19 protein-coding genes and 1 pseudogene are annotated in these 17419 nt (G+C 59.1%); 7 read left to right on the top strand and 13 right to left on the bottom strand.

What is annotated here, in order from left to right; genetic code table 11:
• Positions 1 to 47: 47 nt before the first annotated feature.
• Together M0P56_RS07275 and M0P56_RS07270 are read left to right on the top strand one after the other, a co-directional pair.
• Positions 48 to 293, top strand: coding sequence for a type II toxin-antitoxin system ParD family antitoxin (locus tag M0P56_RS07275; RefSeq protein ID WP_291509387.1), 246 nt, complete (start codon positions 48 to 50; stop codon positions 291 to 293).
• Positions 286 to 576 (top strand): type II toxin-antitoxin system RelE/ParE family toxin, encoded by a 291-nt coding sequence (locus M0P56_RS07270; protein WP_291509386.1) that lies wholly within the window; start codon positions 286 to 288, stop codon positions 574 to 576. Before M0P56_RS07275 ends, M0P56_RS07270 begins: the two co-directional genes overlap by 8 nt.
• Before the next feature lie 57 nt (positions 577 to 633).
• Here the strand turns inward: M0P56_RS07270 and M0P56_RS07265 are convergent, their stop codons facing one another.
• From M0P56_RS07265 to M0P56_RS07220, 11 genes and pseudogenes are all read right to left on the bottom strand, one after another.
• Positions 634 to 879 carry a type I restriction-modification enzyme R subunit C-terminal domain-containing protein gene (locus tag M0P56_RS07265; RefSeq protein ID WP_291509385.1) on the bottom strand — a complete coding sequence of 82 codons (246 nt, stop codon included), beginning with the start codon at positions 877 to 879 and terminating at the stop codon, positions 634 to 636.
• Positions 880 to 1123: 244 nt separating this feature from the next.
• A pseudogene (locus tag M0P56_RS07260) lies at positions 1124 to 1963 on the bottom strand (DEAD/DEAH box helicase family protein); the annotation flags it as partial.
• 376 nt (positions 1964 to 2339) lie between these two features.
• Positions 2340 to 2537 carry a helix-turn-helix domain-containing protein gene (locus M0P56_RS07255; RefSeq protein WP_014028289.1) on the bottom strand — a complete coding sequence of 66 codons (198 nt, stop codon included), beginning with the start codon at positions 2535 to 2537 and terminating at the stop codon, positions 2340 to 2342.
• A 129-nt stretch (positions 2538 to 2666) separates the two neighbouring features.
• Positions 2667 to 3851, bottom strand: a complete 1185-nt coding sequence (locus M0P56_RS07250; protein ID WP_291509384.1) for an MFS transporter — start codon at positions 3849 to 3851, stop codon at positions 2667 to 2669.
• Positions 3852 to 3912: 61 nt separating this feature from the next.
• The gene (gene holA / locus M0P56_RS07245; RefSeq protein ID WP_291509383.1) at positions 3913 to 4905 is read right to left on the bottom strand and encodes a DNA polymerase III subunit delta; all 993 of its coding nucleotides are present in this window, start codon (positions 4903 to 4905) and stop codon (positions 3913 to 3915) included.
• A 1-nt stretch (position 4906) separates the two neighbouring features.
• Positions 4907 to 5425: an LPS assembly lipoprotein LptE gene (lptE, locus tag M0P56_RS07240; RefSeq protein WP_291509382.1), complete on the bottom strand. Its 519-nt coding sequence runs from the start codon at positions 5423 to 5425 to the stop codon at positions 4907 to 4909.
• A complete protein-coding gene (gene leuS / locus M0P56_RS07235) occupies positions 5422 to 7887 on the bottom strand; it encodes a leucine--tRNA ligase (RefSeq protein ID WP_291509381.1) in 2466 nt (821 codons plus the stop codon). Before leuS ends, lptE begins: the two co-directional genes overlap by 4 nt.
• A gap of 181 nt (positions 7888 to 8068) precedes the next feature.
• Positions 8069 to 8332 carry a Txe/YoeB family addiction module toxin gene (locus tag M0P56_RS07230; protein ID WP_035192076.1) on the bottom strand — a complete coding sequence of 88 codons (264 nt, stop codon included), beginning with the start codon at positions 8330 to 8332 and terminating at the stop codon, positions 8069 to 8071.
• Positions 8329 to 8571: a type II toxin-antitoxin system Phd/YefM family antitoxin gene (locus M0P56_RS07225; protein ID WP_163095659.1), complete on the bottom strand. Its 243-nt coding sequence runs from the start codon at positions 8569 to 8571 to the stop codon at positions 8329 to 8331. Before M0P56_RS07225 ends, M0P56_RS07230 begins: the two co-directional genes overlap by 4 nt.
• A 173-nt stretch (positions 8572 to 8744) precedes the next feature.
• Positions 8745 to 8882, bottom strand: coding sequence for a hypothetical protein (locus M0P56_RS12385; protein WP_366110333.1), 138 nt, complete (start codon positions 8880 to 8882; stop codon positions 8745 to 8747).
• Positions 8883 to 8931: 49 nt separating this feature from the next.
• Entirely contained in the window at positions 8932 to 9348 is a 417-nt protein-coding gene (locus M0P56_RS07220; protein ID WP_291509380.1) for a GNAT family N-acetyltransferase, read from the bottom strand.
• 185 nt (positions 9349 to 9533) lie between these two features.
• On the opposite strand from M0P56_RS07220, the gene M0P56_RS07215 reads away from it, so the two are divergent.
• A complete protein-coding gene (locus M0P56_RS07215; protein WP_291509379.1) occupies positions 9534 to 10262 on the top strand; it encodes a M15 family metallopeptidase in 729 nt (242 codons plus the stop codon).
• A gap of 11 nt (positions 10263 to 10273) precedes the next feature.
• Here the strand turns inward: M0P56_RS07215 and M0P56_RS07210 are convergent, their stop codons facing one another.
• Positions 10274 to 11788, bottom strand: a complete 1515-nt coding sequence (locus M0P56_RS07210; protein WP_291509378.1) for a SulP family inorganic anion transporter — start codon at positions 11786 to 11788, stop codon at positions 10274 to 10276.
• Positions 11789 to 12120: 332 nt separating this feature from the next.
• Between M0P56_RS07210 and M0P56_RS07205 the strand changes: the two genes are divergently transcribed.
• Complete coding sequence (locus M0P56_RS07205; RefSeq protein ID WP_291509377.1) at positions 12121 to 12924, top strand: DNA-formamidopyrimidine glycosylase family protein; 804 nt, start codon at positions 12121 to 12123, stop codon at positions 12922 to 12924.
• Between the two features lie 13 nt (positions 12925 to 12937).
• Here the strand turns inward: M0P56_RS07205 and M0P56_RS07200 are convergent, their stop codons facing one another.
• Entirely contained in the window at positions 12938 to 13648 is a 711-nt protein-coding gene (locus tag M0P56_RS07200; protein WP_291509376.1) for a rhodanese-like domain-containing protein, read from the bottom strand.
• Between the two features lie 247 nt (positions 13649 to 13895).
• Here M0P56_RS07200 and M0P56_RS07195 point away from each other — a divergent pair, with 247 nt between their 5' ends.
• The 3 genes from M0P56_RS07195 to M0P56_RS07185 all read left to right on the top strand — a co-directional run bounded on the left by M0P56_RS07195 (position 13896) and on the right by M0P56_RS07185 (position 17337).
• The gene (locus M0P56_RS07195; protein ID WP_291509375.1) at positions 13896 to 15071 is read left to right on the top strand and encodes a cation diffusion facilitator family transporter; all 1176 of its coding nucleotides are present in this window, start codon (positions 13896 to 13898) and stop codon (positions 15069 to 15071) included.
• A 153-nt stretch (positions 15072 to 15224) separates the two neighbouring features.
• Positions 15225 to 16640 (top strand): glutamate--ammonia ligase, encoded by a 1416-nt coding sequence (gene glnA, locus M0P56_RS07190; RefSeq protein ID WP_291509374.1) that lies wholly within the window; start codon positions 15225 to 15227, stop codon positions 16638 to 16640.
• Positions 16641 to 16782: 142 nt separating this feature from the next.
• On the top strand, positions 16783 to 17337 hold the full coding sequence (locus M0P56_RS07185; RefSeq protein ID WP_291509373.1) for a DUF4124 domain-containing protein: 555 nt from the start codon (positions 16783 to 16785) through the stop codon (positions 17335 to 17337).
• The last annotated feature ends 82 nt before the right edge of the window (positions 17338 to 17419 follow it).

Here is a 17419-nt window from a genome sequence, read left to right as displayed (position 1 = left end):
TTTTCGCACCAATAGTATGATTCATTATCCTCTATTTGGAGCCTGTCATGGCCACCGTGCGCAAAACCATCTCTCTCACCGACCAGCAAGATGGCTGGATCAAGGCCCAGATTCAGGCGGGGCATTACACCAACGACAGCGAATACATCCGTGATCTGATTCGCCGTGAGCAGGAGCGCGTGGCGCAGTTGGACGCGCTGCGTGCGGCGCTGATCGAGGGCGAAAACAGCGGCGCGCCGCAGCCCTTTGACGTGCAGGCGTTCAAGGCGCGGATGGCCGCAGGGCATGGCTGAATTCCGCCTCACGCCAGCGGCCTTGCATGATCTGGAAGACATTTGGCGTTACACGGCGCAGCAGTGGGGCGTGGCTCAGGCCGAACGTTACCTGGATGCACTGAACGCCAGTTTTGAAGACCTGGCCCACGCGCCACTTTTGGCGCCAGCGTGCGACGACATCCGGTCAGGCTACCGACGGCACGGGGTGGAACGCCACGCCGTGTACTACCGGGTCGAAGCGGTGACGGTAATTGTGGTGCGGGTGCTGCACGAACGCATGGATGCTCCGCGCCACCTGTGACGACCGCCAACGCAGTCTGCGTTCTGATGAAATTGTGCATAAAACAGCACCGTTCACTCACGCCACCAACTCCTCATTCATCTCACCCATCAGCGTGTCCAACTCCTTGCCAAACAGCCCCCAGGCCTTCTGCAAGCCGCCCTTGTCAGCCAGTTCAGCGTAATCAAAGTCTTCGCGGCTGATGCTGCAACTGCTGGCGATATGCTCCTTCATCAGGCGCAGCCACTCGGTTTGCTCGGGCGTGAACGAGGTGCCGCGCTGGGCGTTGTGGCGGAATATCCAGGCTTGAAAGCGCTTGTCCACTTCGTCGGCGAAGGGTTTGAGTTCGGCACCTGCGCGCGGGAAATATCTGCGTTTCCACGGCAGTTTTCATGGCCTGGATCACTTTGCGAATCTGGCTGATGTTGACCACGGAGCGGTCCAGCTCCTTGCCGGTGTAAGCGGTATCTTCCTCGGTTTCGCCCCAGCGCTTCTTGCGGGTTTGGCGGTCGCGATGGTCTACCCATTCCTTGGCCTTCAGCTCGGCACCTTTCTGGGTGATCTCGGTCTCGATCTCGTAGACATCGTAGCCGACGTTGACGCCATCGGCCACGGACTGCTCGTAGGTATATTCGGCGACGATGTTTTCGTTGAAGAAGCCGAAGGTGCGTTTGTCGGGCGTGGCGGTGAGGCCGATAAGGCTGGCATCGAAGTAGTCGAGCACCTGCTTCCACAGGTTGTAGATGCTGCGGTGGCACTCGTCGATGATGATGAAGTCGAAGGTTTCCACCGGCACGGCCGGGTTGTAGCGCACCAGCTTTTCTTGTTTGGCAGTCTGCTGCACCTCATTGAGTGACACGTCTTCGGCCGATTCATCAATCGGTTCGCCACTCAGAATGGCGTACATGCGCTGGATGGTGCTGATGCACACCTGCGAGTGTGGGTCGATGTTGGGTGAGGCCAGCCGCTGCACGTTGTAGAGCTCGGTAAATTTGCGGCCATCATCCGGCGGCGTGTAGGCCATGAATTCCTGATGGGCTTGTTTGCCGAGGTTGCGGGTGTCGACCAAGAACAAGATGCGCTTGGCACCGCCAAACTTGAGCAGGCGATAGACGGCGGTGATGGCGGTGAAGGTTTTGCCAGCGCCGGTGGCCATGTGCACCAGCGCGCGGGGTTTGTTCTGCGCCAGAGACTTCTCCAACCCGGTGACGGCGCTGATCTGGCAATCGCGCAGGTTCCTTTCTGGTAATTCGGGCAGTTGCTCTGCGAGGCGACGGCGCAGGGTGTCGGGCTGGGCTGCCCATGCAGCGAGGGTGGCGGGCGTGAAAAAGTGGAAGATCTCGCGCGAGCGCGGCGCGGGGTCGGCAGCATCGGTAAAGCGGATGATCTGGCCGGTGGCCTCGAACATAAAGCGCAGCGGGGTGTCGTCCTTGCGCCATTTGAGGGCGGCGGTGGCATAGCGTGCGGTCTGCGCCTCGGCCACGGTGAGGTTCTCGCCCGCCGTGTCTTTCTTGGCCTCGATCACGCCGCAGGCCACACGGTTGACGAACAGCATGTAGTCGGCCGGTCCGGTGTCGGTGGGATATTCGCGCACGGCCACCCCCATGCCTGCCGCCAAATTGAGCTGCTTCACGTCTTGGATGACCCAGCCGGCCTGTTCCAGCTTCTGGTCAATCTGCTGGCGTGCCTTGGTTTCCGGCGTCATGCGTGCTCCTCCTGCGCCCGATACGCGTCTATCGCCATGACGCTCGGCGCAATGGCAATGCTGGCTCCCCCAGTTCTTCTCATCGGTTCTTGCCTCCTGAATCGTCATCGGCACCACCCGCACGAACCCATTCGTCCACCTCGGAAATTTTGAACTTCCATAGGCGCCCGACCCGATGTGCAGGCAATCCCTTGCGGTCAATCCACCGATAGATCGAGTCGCGCGTGACTCCCAGATGCTCGGTGATCTGTTCGACTGAAACCCATGGTTCAGTCATGGCGAAATCCCGAAAACGGCGTTCGATTGAGTCGCATAAAGTCGTAATCAGCAGCAAAGTAGCAATCTATCAGGTCTGGCGGTTGAGGGCTACATTTTGATGCGAAGCGTAGGCAGCGACGGCGGGCATTCAAGATGGTCGCCAAGGGGTGCCGCGGTAGACCCAGGTGGCGAGGAGTGTGGTGGCGGCGATGGCGATGCAGGCGGAAAAGCCGAAGGCATAAGGGGCGCCGACCTCTTCCCATATCCAGCCGAACAATAATCCCGCAGGGATTGCACTGATGCCGGTGGCCAGGTTGTACCAGCCAAAGGCCGTGCCGCGCTCGTCGCCGGTGGTCAGATCATTGATCTGGGCCCGTTCGGCCCCTTCGCTGAAGCCATAAAACAAACCATAGGACAAAGCCACCGCCCACAACAACGGGAGGCTTTCCACCATGGCGAACAAGGCGTAGTTGCAGCCGTAGGCCGACCAGCCGATGAATAAAACGGGCCGCCGCCCCAGTTTATCGGCCAGTCTTCCGCCGCCCATGCCGGTGCTGCTCTTGGCCGCATGAATAGAAGCCCAGAGGAGGAGTACCTGTACGACGTCCATACCGAGCTGATAAGCACGCAGAAGAATGAAGGTTTCGGTGGCACGGGCCAGGGTGAACAGGCTCAGCGTAAGGAGATAACGCCGGATGTGAGGTGACAGGTGGTGCGGGTTCAGGGAAATATGGACTGGGGTCGGGTGACTGAGTGGTCGTGGTGCCTCACGCACACAGCCACCGAGGAGCAAAATGGCGATGGCGCCGGGAATGGCTGACAGGAGGATGACATCCTCCAAGGGAATTCCGGAAAAATGCAAAACGGCCGCTGCCACCAGAGCCCCCAGCACCGCGCCTCCATTGTCCATGGCCCTTTGGTAGCCAAACGCAAAGCCGATGCGTTGCGGTGGCGTGGAATCCGCCAGCAAGGCATCCCTTGGTGCGGTGCGAATACCTTTTCCCATCCGGTCGATGCTGCGCACGAGCAAGAGCATGGGCCAGCTTCCCACCACAGCGATGAGTGGCCGCGCCAGATTGGAAACCGTGTAGCCGATCACCGTCAGCCCCTTGCGCCGCCCACCGATGAGGTCAGAATGCCGGCCGGACCAGAGTTTGAGAAAGCTCGCTACGGTATCCGCCACCCCTTCTACCAGGCCCAGGGCCACCGGACCCGCAGCGAGTATAGTGGCCAGGAGGACGGGGATGAGAGGAACCACCATCTCCGAGGCCAGATCATTGAAAAAGCTGACCAACCCGAGAACGAGAACGGTGAATGGCAGAGCCTGGCGCATGGGTGCTAAACCTTATGGAGCGCCTTTATGGCGCGAGTCGGTGTACTAAATAAGTCCATTGTCACTTGCACATTCTCAGGCAGAGATCGGTCAATGCGGGCCAGACCGGCGTGGGGTCCTGCCCCTTGATGCGGGCGTCGATGGCGAGGCAGTCCTCAATGCCCGCCCGCAGTCCCGGGCGAGTCAGGCGCCGGGCGGCATTGCGCAGCCAACCCTGCCGTGGCGGAAAAATCCGGTTTTGGCGGAAGAATGCATCGGCATCCACACCGCCACCCCGCAATTCAGCCAGTAGGCGCAGGTCCTTGTGCAGGACCCACAGGCACAACGCCGGTTCACCGTCACCACTGCGCAGGCGGTCGAGAATGCGCAGGATTTGTTCTGTCTCGCCGCGCAGGACCGCATCGGCGAGATCGTAAATGGTGAACTGGCTACTGTCTGCCAGTACCGCGCGGATAGCGGTGACATCAATGCTCTGTCCTGGATAGACCTGTTGCAGCCGCTGAATGGCCTGATGGCAGGCACTGAGATTGCCGGCACTGAGGTCGGTGAGCAACTGGACGGCGGCGCTATCGGCCTGCATCCCGGCAGCGCGCAGGCGTTGCTCCACCCAGCGCGACCAGTCCTGCCCCTCCGGGCGGTACAGCAGGAGCGTGTGGCCGTGAGTCTCGATGGCCTTGAACCAGGCGGTTTTCTGCGTACTGGCGTCCGGGCGGGGGCCACTGAGAATCAGCAGGGCGTCGGGAGGTGGCGAGGCCAGCCAGTACTGCAGGGCGGCGCTACCTTCCTTGGGGACTTTGGGACTATCCAGGCGCAGCAGGAGCAGGCGTTGTTCAACGAAAAGCGAACCTGCATCCCGTTCGTCGCGCAAGGTATCCCAGACTGTACCGCCTGGCTGGCCGAGGCGCTGTTTCTGGGCGAAACCATACTGCGCCGCAGCGGCGATCAGGGCGTCTTCCGCTTCCTGCAAGAGCAGGGGCTCATCGGAAAAGAGACCGTATACTGATGCCAGAGAACCACATAAATGGCTGGCCCATTGCGCTGGCTTCAGCCGCATCTCAGGGTGCCTGCTGGCGGAAGCTGGGGCTGTTGAGCACCTGTCGCAGAATCTGCCGTGCGCCCTGCTCCATCAGCAGGCGCTGCACGGCGACCTGCTGTTCGTTGGTACCCAGCGGGGTGGCGCTGTTGTAGCTGAAACTGTTCTCCACCAGCAGTGGCTGGGCAGTGAGGAGCACCTTTTGGTCGCTACCGATCACGCTGAATTCAGCATGCAAGGTGCTGAGAAACTCCTGGGCGACGCCGCTGCCCGGACTGATGCTGATCATCCGTTGGCTGACGTACGCGTTGTCGATCTGAAGCTGGGGGCCATCAGGCGTTGCCTTGTTGCCGTCCCGCTGCAGTTCGCGATGGACGGCCTCGGCCAGGCTGCCTCCGGCGGAGCCGCTACCGATGACGCGTAATCCTGTCAGCGTGGGCGGAATGGTGGCCCCGGTTTGCAGATGAAAGCCGCAGCCACCCAGCACCAAGGCCAGCCCCGCCACGAGCCACCAGCGACGCCACTGCCCTGTGCGGATCATCCCGCCACCACGTTGACCAGACGGCCAGGTACGATGATCACTTTACGCACGCTTTTACCCTCCAGATGGCGCTGCATGGCCGGATTGGCCAGTATCGTGCGTTCGACGCTGGCATGGTCCGCATCAGCGGGAAAATCCATGCGTTCGCGCAACTTGCCGTTGACCTGAATGACCAGCGTCACGGTATCGCAACGCAGTGCCCCGGCATCAGCGACGGGCCAGGGCGCATGGCTGATCACGCTGCGCTGTCCCAGTTTTTCCCAAAGCACCTCGGCGATATGGGGCGCAAAGGGGGCCAACAGCAGGGTCAGGGCGCGCAGTCCTTCACCCAGTACCGCTTGTAAGTCGGCCGGGGCATCCGCAGGGACTTTCATCAGGCTGTTGGTCAGCTCCATGATGGCGGCGATGGCAACGTTGAAATGATAACGCCCGTCCATGTTGCGGCTGACCCGATCAATGCACTGATGCACTGCGCGGCGCAGGCCCACCGCCTCGGCAGAGAGCTCTGCGGACAATGCCGGCGGCGTCGCACCATACTCGTGGACCAAACGCCAGAAGCGGTTGAGGAAGCGGTAAGCACCTTCCACGGCGCTGTCCGACCACTCCAGATGCTGTTCCGGCGGTGCCGCGAAAAGGATAAAGAGGCGCGCGGTATCGGCTCCATAGCGGTCGATCAGGCCTTGCGGGTCCACCGTATTGCCCTTGGATTTGCTCATCTTGCTGCCGTCTTTGAGCACCATGCCTTGGGTCAGTAGATGGCGGAAGGGCTCATCGTGGGCGCCGTCGGCGGGCAGCAGGCCGACATCGCGAAGCAGGCGGTTGAAGAAGCGGGCATAGAGCAGATGCAGCACCGCGTGCTCCACACCGCCCACATACTGATCCACCGGTAGCCAGTCGGCGGCCCGTTGGTCAAGCATTTGCCCGGCATCGGGGCAGGCGAAACGGGCGTAATACCAGGAGCTTTCGACAAAGGTGTCCATGGTGTCGGTTTCCCGCCGGGCTGCGGCACCACATTGCGGGCAGGCCACCTGGGTGAATTCGGGGTCGTCCAGCAGCGGCGAACGTGGGTCTTTAAGCTGGTAGTGGGTCGGCAGGATCACCGGCAGATCCCGCTCCGGCACCGGCACGACGCCGCAGTGGGCGCAGTGGATCATGGGGATGGGGGTGCCCCAGTAGCGCTGGCGGGAGATGCCCCAGTCGCGCAGACGGAAGTTGACCGTCTTCCGCCCCAGTCCCTTGGCGGCGACGGCTGCGGTGATGCGGCTCTTGGCCTCTTCATTGGCCAGGCCGTCGAAAGTCCCGGAGTTGAATAAGGTACCGCTGCTAGTGTAGGCCTCCGTCATGGCTTCGCCGTCGGAGGCGACACCCTCGGCCTGTATCACTGCGCGAATGGGCAGGCCATATTTGCGCGCGAACTCAAAGTCCCGCTGATCATGGGCGGGCACACTCATCACCGCGCCTTCGCCATAACCCATGAGCACGAAATTGGCGGTCCAGACGGGTAGCTCCACGCCGGTAAGCGGATGCCGCACGTTCAGGCCGAGGGGATGTCCCTCCTTCTCCTGGGTTTCGATGCTGGCTTCGGAAACGGACCCATGGCGGCAGCGTTCGAGGAAGGCCGCGAGTTCAGCGCTGTTTTCCGCCGCCTGAACGGCCAGAGGATGTTCCGGGGCCACCGCCAGATAGGTCGCCCCCATCAGGGTGTCGGGACGGGTGGTGAAGACCTTGATGACACCGTCGCCAGCGGCCAGCGGGAAATGAATCTCTGCGCCTTCCGAGCGACCGATCCAGTTGCGTTGCATGGTCAGTACCTGCTCCGGCCAGCCCTCGCTCAGGGTGTCGAGGCCGCTCAGCAGTTCTTCGGCGTAGGCGGTGATGCGCAGGAAATACTGCACGATCTCCTTGCGCTCGACCGGCGCGCCGGAGCGCCAGCCACAGCCGTCCACCACCTGCTCGTTGGCGAGGACGGTCTGGTCCACCGGGTCCCAGTTGACGGTGCTCAGCTTCTGATAGACCAGCCCCTTCTCCCAGAGCTTCACGAACAGCCACTGCTCCCAGCGATAGTAATCCGGCGTGCAGGTGGCGAATTCCCGCGACCAGTCGTAAGACAGGCCCAGTCGTTGCAACTGTCCGCGCATGTGGGCGATGTTGTCCATGGTCCACTGCGCCGGGGCCAAACCATGCTTGAGGGCCGCATTCTCCGCAGGTAGGCCGAAGGCATCCCAACCCATGGGCTGCATGACTTCCTTGCCCTGCATCCGCTGATAGCGGGCGATGGCATCGGCGATGCTGTAGTTGCGCACGTGCCCCATGTGCAATTGTCCCGAAGGGTAGGGGAACATGGCGAGGGCGTAGAATTTGTCTCCCGAGGGCGTCGCGGCGGCCTTGAAGGTCTGCTGATCGTGCCAGCGCTGCTGCACGGCGGCTTCGAGCTCTTGCGGGGAGTAGGCGGGAGTTTCCATAAATTTATCTTGAGCCGGATACCAAATGTGGCACAAAGGTTGCCATAGGCACCGGGGTGGCGCAATGGTTTACGGCGCTATTTCAGCCATCGGGCAAGGGGCAAGACGGGTTCTGGCTTGGGCGTAGGTGGCTACCTGGCCTTCCGCGATCGCCTGTTCACCGCGTGCAATGGCTTCCATATCATTCATAGTGCGTCCACATCCGCAGGACGCGAACTATTTTCTCTTTCGTGAAAACTTCGTACACGATACGGTGCTGAATATTGATGCGGCGAGCGTATGCGCCAGCTAGATCGCCGACCAACTTTTCAAAGGGTGGTGGATTTTGAAATGGATCGTTGGCAAGAACCGCGAGCAGTTCTTGCGCCTTTGATTTAAGGCCACTTGCAGCAAGCTTCTTTGCATCCTTCATTGCATGCTTGGAATAAACAACGTCCCAATTCACCACTCAAGCTCCTTCGAGCTTTTTGGGAGGGGCTCAGCCATACCCGCCTTGATGGACTCGCGCATGCCAGGCACGGCCAGAAGGTACAAGGTTTCTTGAATTGCGCTCCAATCTTCCGCGGAGAGCAGCACGGCACTGCTCCGTTTTCCGGAAATGATGATTGGCTCATGAGACTCTGCTGTTTGATCAATGAGCCGGTACAGATTTGCGCGAGCTTCGCTGGCGGTAAGCGTGTTCATTTCGTGCTCCTTCAAAGAAGCCTTTATGGTACGTGTTCGCGTACGTTTGTCAAGTGGCTATGCGAGGGCTACACCGGGCGCATCTGTCAGGCTTGTTGTGAAAAAGTCGTATGAAGATGCAGTGCGCCCCGCAACGTTCAAGTTGGGCCTTGCGATGAGGAACCGCAAGTTGCTCATGAGTGAACGGGAGACGCGGAGAGCCTTACACCGAGAGCATGAAGTAGCTTGAGCATTGTGTCGTAGCGTGGCTTGGCGCCGAGCGTCAGCGCCTTAATGCAACCTCGACCGAGGGTGAGCGATTGGGCATTGATCGTGGCGTCAAAACGAAACTATTGAGGCCAGTTTCGAACGAATGCCGAGTTAGTCGCTGATACTTTGCTCACGATTAAGTACCCAGCACCTTTGATTGTTTGTAAATCCAATATGCTCGTAATACGAGTTGGCGGTGGGAGCTGCAACCAGAATTAATTTGCATTTCGGCCCCAATTTCCCTTGAGTGATGACTTGCAGTTTTTTCCCAACACCAGTTTTTTGATATTCCCTATGAACTGCTAGATCAGAAAGGTAGCAGGCATAATGAAAATCTGTCATTGAACGTGCGATGCCTACCAGTTCTTCACCATGCCAGGCAGTAACCATCAGATTGCTATTTTTGACCATACCTTCCATGCATTCACGATCTTCAATGGGCCTGCGTTCGCCAAGTGTCGATTCCCGCAGTAACTCAATGAATTGATCCGTTGATACTGGAGCGTTGATTTTATATTCGATGCTCATCTTCATCTTTTGCAGCCAACGTAACCATAGTGCTGTGTAACATGGATAAATGTAGGCTAACATGAGGGAGCATATATGGCTACTACTAACCGCCTCATGCGGACAGACCCTATTCGTAACGCCCCCATTTGACTTGCACCTAGGCAAATGATTATCTATTTTTTCAACGCGACCGGGACAAGGCGATGCGCACGGATTATCTAAACATACCCATCCGGGACTGCGGTGAGCCGCTGCAAGAGATTCCTGAAAGCGCCTTCTCACGGGTGACCCCGCATCCTTACCGCGCAGTGGGGGCGCCTTATACCGGGTCGCCCTGGCGGCTGCGCTCCGGGGCGCTTTCTGCCTTATATCGGGCGCAATCCTTGTTGTCGGGCCGACGTCCGGGATGGCGCATCGCGCTGTTCGACGCCTATCGCCCCCTGGCGGTTCAGTACTTCATGGTCTGGAATGCCTTCCGGCGCGAGGCGCAGGCGATGGGCTGTCTCACCCGGCTCGCGTCCTGCGCCGGGCCGGATGCGCTGGAGCGCCTGGATCCCGAAATCTATGCCCTGCTCGCCCCCAAAGTGTACCGCTTTTGGGGGATGCCCGACCCGGACCCGTGCCGTCCACCACCGCACAGCACGGGTGCCGCCATAGACTGTAAACTGGTGGATGGAGCAGGTCGGGATGTACCCATGGGCGGTCCCGTCGATGATTTTACCGACCGTGCCATCCCGGATTTTTTCGCGTCTGCCTTGCCGGGAACGCCGGAGTATCTCCATCATCAGAATCGTGAGCTACTGGTCTTGGTCATGACCCAGGCGGGGTTTGCGCAGCATGTTGGAGAATGGTGGCACTTCTCCATCGGAGATCAGATGTGGGCGCACGCGGTGGGCGCAGAGCATGCGCTGTATGGACGAGTCCTCAGCTAATCTTGCTAATCTTAATCATCCGCCACATGATAACGCGGGTCTTCTGCCACGTTAAAGACGACCAGATCCTTTGCCTTCTCCAGCAAATCCCGGCAGTCACCGCTCAAATGGCGCAAATACAACTTCTTGCACCGCTTCTCGTAGCGCTCGGCCAGCGTATCAATGGCCTCGATGGCGGAATGATCGATAATCCGTGCCCCGGCAAAGTCGATGATGACCACGTCCGGGTCTTCCGCCGGGGTAAAGAGATTACGGAAGGCGCTCACCGAGGCAAAAAACAGCGTTCCTTGCAGGGTGTAAATCTTATGCCCCTCCGTATTGAGGCTGGTTTTGACTTCAATCTGCTTAGCGTGCTGCCAGGCAAAGGCCAGCGCCGCGATGATGACTCCCGCCACTACCGCCAGGGTAATATTGACCAGCACCGTAATGGCGGCGACCAGAATGCCGATGACTATGTCGGTGCGCGGCACCCTGCCGAAAAAGCGCAGACTGCTCCATTCAAAGGTCTTTTCTACCACCACGAACATCACGCCGACCAGTGCGGCAATGGGCACCTGCTGAATCCAGTGTGAGGCCAGCACAATAAAGGACAGCAAAAAGAGTGCCGTGGTAATGCCCGAAAGGCGCTTGATGGCGCCGTTACCGACGTTGATGATGCTCTCCCCCAGCATGGCGCAGCCGCCCATGGCGCCAAAAAAGCCGCTGACCACATTGGCAAGACCCTGCGCCATGGACTCCTGATTCGGCTTGCCGCGGGTGTCGGTCATCTCGTCGATCAGGTTCAGGGTCAGCAGGGTTTCCACCAAACCGTTGGCCGCCATAACCAGGGCGTAAGGGAAGATGACGACCAGCGTGTGCCAGGTCAGTGGCACTTCCGGCAGATGAAAGATGGGCAGGCCTCCGGCCAGCGATGCCACGTCGCCGACGGTCACCGTAGGAATCTTGAAGACGACGACGAGGAGGGTGGTCAGCAGCGCACCCGCGAGCGTTGCCGGGATCGCCTTGGTGACGCGCGGCGTCAGATAAATAGCCACCATGGTCAGGGCGACCAGCCCGATCATGATATAGAGTGGCGTACCATGCATCCAGACCATGGCGCCTTGGGCATCCTTGACCTTGAAATGCTCCAGTTGCGCCATGAAGATCACGATAGCGAGGCCGTTGATGAAACCGAGCATGACCGGGTGTGGAATCAGTCGCACGAATTTACTCAGCCGCGCCGCCGCGAAGAAGAGTTGCAGCAGGCCCATCAGGATGACGGCAGCAAACAGGTATTCTGTCCCGTGGGAAACCACCAACGCCACCATCACCACTGCCGTAGCACCGCTGGCGCCGGATACCATACCTGGTCGCCCACCCCAGAGCGAGGTGATAAAGACCAGGATAACCGCCGCGTACAAGCCGGTTAACGGCGAGACATGGGCGACAAAGGCGAAGGCGATGGCTTCCGGCACCAGAGCCAGCGCCACGGTAATGCCGCTGAGGATATTGATCTTGTTTTCTTCAAATCGGGACAGGCTTTGCATCGGACTGCTCCACTTGAGGCAAATGCGTCTCCTGCCGGGTTGGGCGCTTAGGCCCGCAGTGCAGCAGGAAGCAGCAGTAGAGTTCGAAAATGAGAAGGGCGAGAGCTCGCCAGAGTGCGGTCAACAGTGACCACAATAAAGGATGGGGTTGAAACTCACATCGGAGGATGGCACCTGATTCATTGGCTTAATGGCTAAATACCGTACCAGAAGCCTGATTTATAATCAAACGGGTTTGCCTCCCAGCCTCTGCCGCCATTGGCGCGCCAGCGCCCACAGGTTAGACTAGGGTGCTTATCACGGGTCTTAAACCCATTGTTCCGGAGAAAAACATGGCCGAGTTGCCAGAAATAGAACTGCTCAGACAAAAGCTGAGGCGCAATATCCTGCACAAGCGGGTCGGTATCATGCAGATGCAGAATGCCAAAGGCGAGCCGCTGACAGATGGCGCCGGGATGGAAGACGCCGCACTCCAAGGCAAAGCCATCACTGACCTGCATCGCTACGGTCAATACCTTTTCCTGGAACTGGATCGCAAAAATATCCTCGCCCTGCAGTTGGGTGGTGAGCTGAGCGGCGAACTCGAACGCGGCCCTGCTCATGCGGAAGGCGGGGACGAGCCTCGTGCGGCACTGGAGATTCAGATCAATGGCCAGCAGCGCCTGCGTTTTCAGGGGACCCAGTTGGGTAACCGCCTGCGCATGCTGGATGAAAACAGCGACGTGGACTTCCTGACCAAGCTCGGCCCTGATCCACTGATGGTGCATGGGGAAGGGCTTGGTGTATTGCGTGAAGCCCTGAGCCGTCGCCGCAGCGCCCTGCGTAACATCCTGCTGGATGATAGCTTCGCGCCGGGCATCGGCGGTATTTGGGCGGACGAAATCCTTTTTCAGGCCCGTCTGCGGCCGGACCGCACCGCGACCAGCCTCAGCGAAGAAGAGCGCGAGCGTTTCCTGGAGCAGATCCCCAAGGTGCTGGATCGTGCCGTACGCTGTCAGGCAAAGACCAACCTGCTGCCCAAGACCTTCCTCACCCGCCATCGGGAGGACGGGCACTGTCCGAGCTGCGGCGGCGCGCTGGAGACCCTTTCGGTGGGGGGTAAAAGCGCGCTGCTCTGCCCGGCCTGCCAGTCTTAATCAAGCCCGCAATCTACTTATGCCTCCAGGGTAAACCGCTGGCTTTCCAGCCTTCTACCTTGCCGCGTTGACCGTGGGTGTCGGGTTTGCCCTCAAGGCCACCGAGGATGTTGTAGCAATGACCATAACCCAGGTCGGCCAGATGCTCAGCGGCCGCCAGAGAGCGGCCACCCGTCCGGCACAGCAGCAGCAGTAAATCGTCGGGTTGGGCCTTTTTCCGCAGCTCTGCGTCAAAGTCGGCGTTGGGGGTCATACCCGGATACAGTTGCCACGGCACATGGCAGCAGCCCTCCACGAAACCCGAGAAATCCAGCTCCGGCTGGGAGCGCACATCCACCAGAATCGCTTTAGGATGCTCGCGTAACACGGCATGGGCTTCTTCCGGCGTGAGGTCCCCGGCATGGCGTTTTCCGGCAGCCTTGGCCCGTTCCTGCGCCTTCTGCAAAATCGCTTCGGTATTCATAGTGTTCACCTCGTCCTGTAAATCGGTGTGGATGCCTGGCGGATCAAACGGCATCTGTGTATATACTGTGCATATCCCCGCTTTACGGTAAGCCCGCCGCCCAAAAATATCCAGACTGGTCTTGTCGCGGGCGACAAAGTCTTCGTAACGATGGCACTTGAAGCGCCCGCTTTCCTGTCGAGCATGGCGGTTCTCGGGGTGGTGGTAGGTGATGAAATTGCGCAGATCGGTGAGTTTTATCCGTGGACATTGTCTTGACAATCGCTGGCGAATTGACGATTGTCCGACCAATTATTCAGACAGATAACCCGAAGCACGGTCATGAGTCGGCGCCTTATCAGCTCTTGGCGGTTTGCAGGTGGGTAATAAAAGCTAAATTTGCACTGGCGGCAGTGCGCGCTCTGCTGACCCGGTTTGCACCGGGTCTGTCTGATCGCCCTGATTCGTTTAAACCCGCACTGGTTGCCGACTTTACGGATGACCGCAAGACCTTGAGAGGCCCTGAGTAGTGGCAGAAAGCATCAGTCGCACGGAGCGCGGCAAGCAGAACATGCGGGTGACCCTGATGGGGGCGGGCACCAACGTGGTGCTGTTTTTCGTCAAGCTGGCGGGGGGTGTTTTCGGGCACTCTAGTGCGCTGGTGGCGGACGCCATCCATTCCCTTTCTGACCTGCTGTCTGATCTCGGGCTGGTGTTCGCCATGCGCTTCAGCAGCCAGCCGCCGGATCAGGAGCACCCCTACGGTCATGAGCGTTTTGAGACGCTGGCGGCGCTGGCCACGGGTACGCTGCTGGCTGTCAACGGTGCCGGCATCGGCTATGAAGCGATCCAGCGGCTCATTATCGGCCATTACGGCATGCCAGATTTCTGGACCCTTTATATTGCCGCCTTCGCGATTGTCGCCAAAGAAACTCTTTACCAGATCACCATCCGCGTAGCGCGGCGAACCCGCTCCGCAGCGTTGCGCGTTAATGCCTGGGACCACCGCACCGATGCCATTTCCAGTGTCATCGTGTTTATCGGTATTGGCGGCAGTTTGCTGGGTGCGCCTTATCTGGATTCGGTCGTCGCGCTCATCATCGCCCTGATGGTGCTGCGGATCGGCTTGGTCACGGGCTGGGAAGCGGTGCAGGAGCTGGCGGATCGTGGCCTCAGTGATGAAGCGTTGGCCGGTATCCGCGAAGTGATTCTCGGCTGTGAAGGGGTGCGCGATTTGCATCTTCTCAAGACCCGTAAGATCGGCCACCAGGCTCTGGCCGAGGTGCATCTGCAGGTGGCGTCGACCCTGAGTGTCTCCGAGGGGCACCAGATTGCCGAACGGGTGCGGATAACCTTGTTGCGGCAAGTGGATGATCTGGCCGATGCCACCATCCACATCGACAGCGAAAATGATGAGGATGGGGGCGTGGTCCTGCCGCCGCGCAGCGAGATTGAAAAGGTGGTGTGCGAACGTCTGCTGGCGCGGAACTTGCCTTTAGCGGAGCAGATAACCCTGCATTACCTCAAGGATGGCGTCGTGATCTGCATGCGTTATCACTTGCCGCCAGCGGAAACATTCGCTAGCCTGCGGGATATGGAAGCACAGCTTCAGGATGCCTTGCAGGGATGGGTGCCGGGCCTACAGCAGGTGGATGTGGTTTGGCAATTGACCGAGCGATTGCCAAAAATACCGCCTGCCCTATAGTGGTGCATATTATTGGGGTGCCCCAAAAATGGGCACCATATTGGTGCGCTTAGGGTCTGGATTATCATCAGTAGGGTGGTTTCGGCCTGGTATGAATTTTGTAGGCATCGCTCGTTTAAGATCGTGAATATTTCTTGATTGGAGGAGAAGCAAATGGGTTATAGCCCCAGTGATGTGGTCAAGTTGATTAAAGAAAAAGACATCAAGTTTATCGATTTCCGCTTTACCGATACCAAGGGTAAGGAACAGCATGTCTCGGTCCCCGGCCACACCATCGAAAAAGACACCTTCGTCGATGGCAAGGCTTTTGATGGTTCCTCTATCACCGGCTGGAAGGGCATCAACGAATCCGACATGATTCTCCTACCCGAGGCCGACTCTGCCGTTCTCGACCCTTTTACGGATGAAACCACCCTCATTATCCGCTGCGACGTCATTGAGCCCGCCACTGGTCAGGGTTATGAGCGCGATCCCCGCTCCGTCGCCAAGCGTGCCGAGATATACCTGAAGAGCACGGGTATCGCCGACACGTCCTACTTTGGTCCCGAAAATGAATTCTTCGTTTTCGATTCCGTGACTTGGAACATCGACATGAGCGGCTGCGCTTACAAGGTGGATGCCGAAGAGGCCGCCTGGAATTCCGGCAAGGAATATGAATCCGGCAATATGGGCCATCGCCCTGGTGTGAAGGGTGGTTATTTTCCGGTCCCGCCGGTGGACTCCGCTCAGGACCTGCGCTCCGCCATGTGCCTAGCCATGGAAGAGATGGGTTTGAAGGTGGAAGTGCATCACCATGAGGTGGCCACGGCTGGGCAGCACGAAATCGGCGTCGGTTTTAATACGCTGACCCGCAAGGCGGACGAGGTGCAGATCCTCAAATATGTCGTCCACAACGTAGCGGCGGCTTATGGTCAGACGGCCACTTTCATGCCCAAGCCCATCGTCGGTGACAACGGCAGCGGTATGCACGTCCACCAGTCCCTCGGCAAGGATGGCAAGAACATCTTTGCGGGTGATCTGTATGGTGGGCTGTCGGAAGTCGCGCTGTACTACATTGGCGGCATTATCAAGCATGCCAAGGCGATCAACGCGCTGACCAACCCCAGCACCAACAGCTACAAGCGTCTGGTGCCGCATTATGAGGCACCGGTGCTGCTGGCTTACTCCGCCAAGAACCGTTCGGCGTCTATCCGTATTCCCTTCGTCAACAGCCCCAAGGCCCGGCGCATCGAAATACGTTTCCCGGACTCTACTGCCAACCCCTATCTGGCGTTCTCCGCCATGCTGATGGCGGGCCTGGACGGCATCCAGAACAAAATCCATCCCGGCGACGCCATGGACAAGAATCTCTATGATCTGCCCGCGGAAGAGCAGGCCAATATCCCTGGTGTGGCGGCGTCGCTGGAAGAGGCCCTGCGCGCCCTGGAAGCCGATCATGACTTCCTCATGAAGGGGGGCGTGTTTTCCGAAAGCTGGCTCGAAGGTTACCTGGATGTGAAGTGGGCCGAGGTGCAGACCCTGCGCATGACCACCCATCCGGTGGAGTTCCAGATGTACTATAGCCTCTGAGACTGGGTACAAGCCTGTCGCGGGCTTTTCCCGCGTCATCAGCCCCGCGTTTTACGCGGGGCTTTTTTGTGGCCGCCGCCTTGACAATACAGGACTTGGCGGCCATATAGAGAAATGCCGCGCTGGTCAGGAGAACAGGCTGATGAAGTATAGGAAATTCCTTCTTATGTTTAGTGAAGGTGAATCAAAGCATGTAGTAACGGCAGGAGCATGTATTTTTCTGTCGGTTTTTCTGATCAGTGCTTCCGTGGATGCATCAACCATTTATCGCTGGGTGGGTAGCAGTGGAGTAGTCAGTTATGGAGAAACCCCGCCCGCGGGCGCCAAGGATGTCGAGCAGATCTCCGGGGCGCCGCAGGGCTCGATCAGTACGCCCGTGTCTGCGCCCAGTGACAGTGTCACCCCGCCGTCAGAGCAGCCGGCGTCAGCGCCCACCCAGCCTGCCGCTAACCCGGCATTGAAGCGCATGCAGGCAGAACTGCTCGCGGCACGTCTGGCGCTGATTCAGGCGACCAGAAATTATGAGCAGGGCAAGGCTATACGCACTGGCAACGAGCGCAATTATGCCCGCTATCTGGATCGCGTAAACGGCTTGAAACAGGCGATGGATGCAGCACAATTGCGCGTGCTCTTGCTCCAGCGACAGATCCAACAGGTGCAGAATGAGGGTCCCACTCCGGGGCGCGCGGCGCATTAGTTTGCCGGGAGCGGCGCTGGTCCGAGGATGGACCCGGGGGCGCTTCGTCGCTTACCATAGACCGTAAGATAGCCACTGCACG

It is taken from the genome of Acidithiobacillus sp., from assembly GCF_023229925.1.
Taxonomy (GTDB): domain Bacteria; phylum Pseudomonadota; class Gammaproteobacteria; order Acidithiobacillales; family Acidithiobacillaceae; genus Acidithiobacillus.
This window is presented reverse-complemented; position numbering and strand designations above follow the sequence as displayed.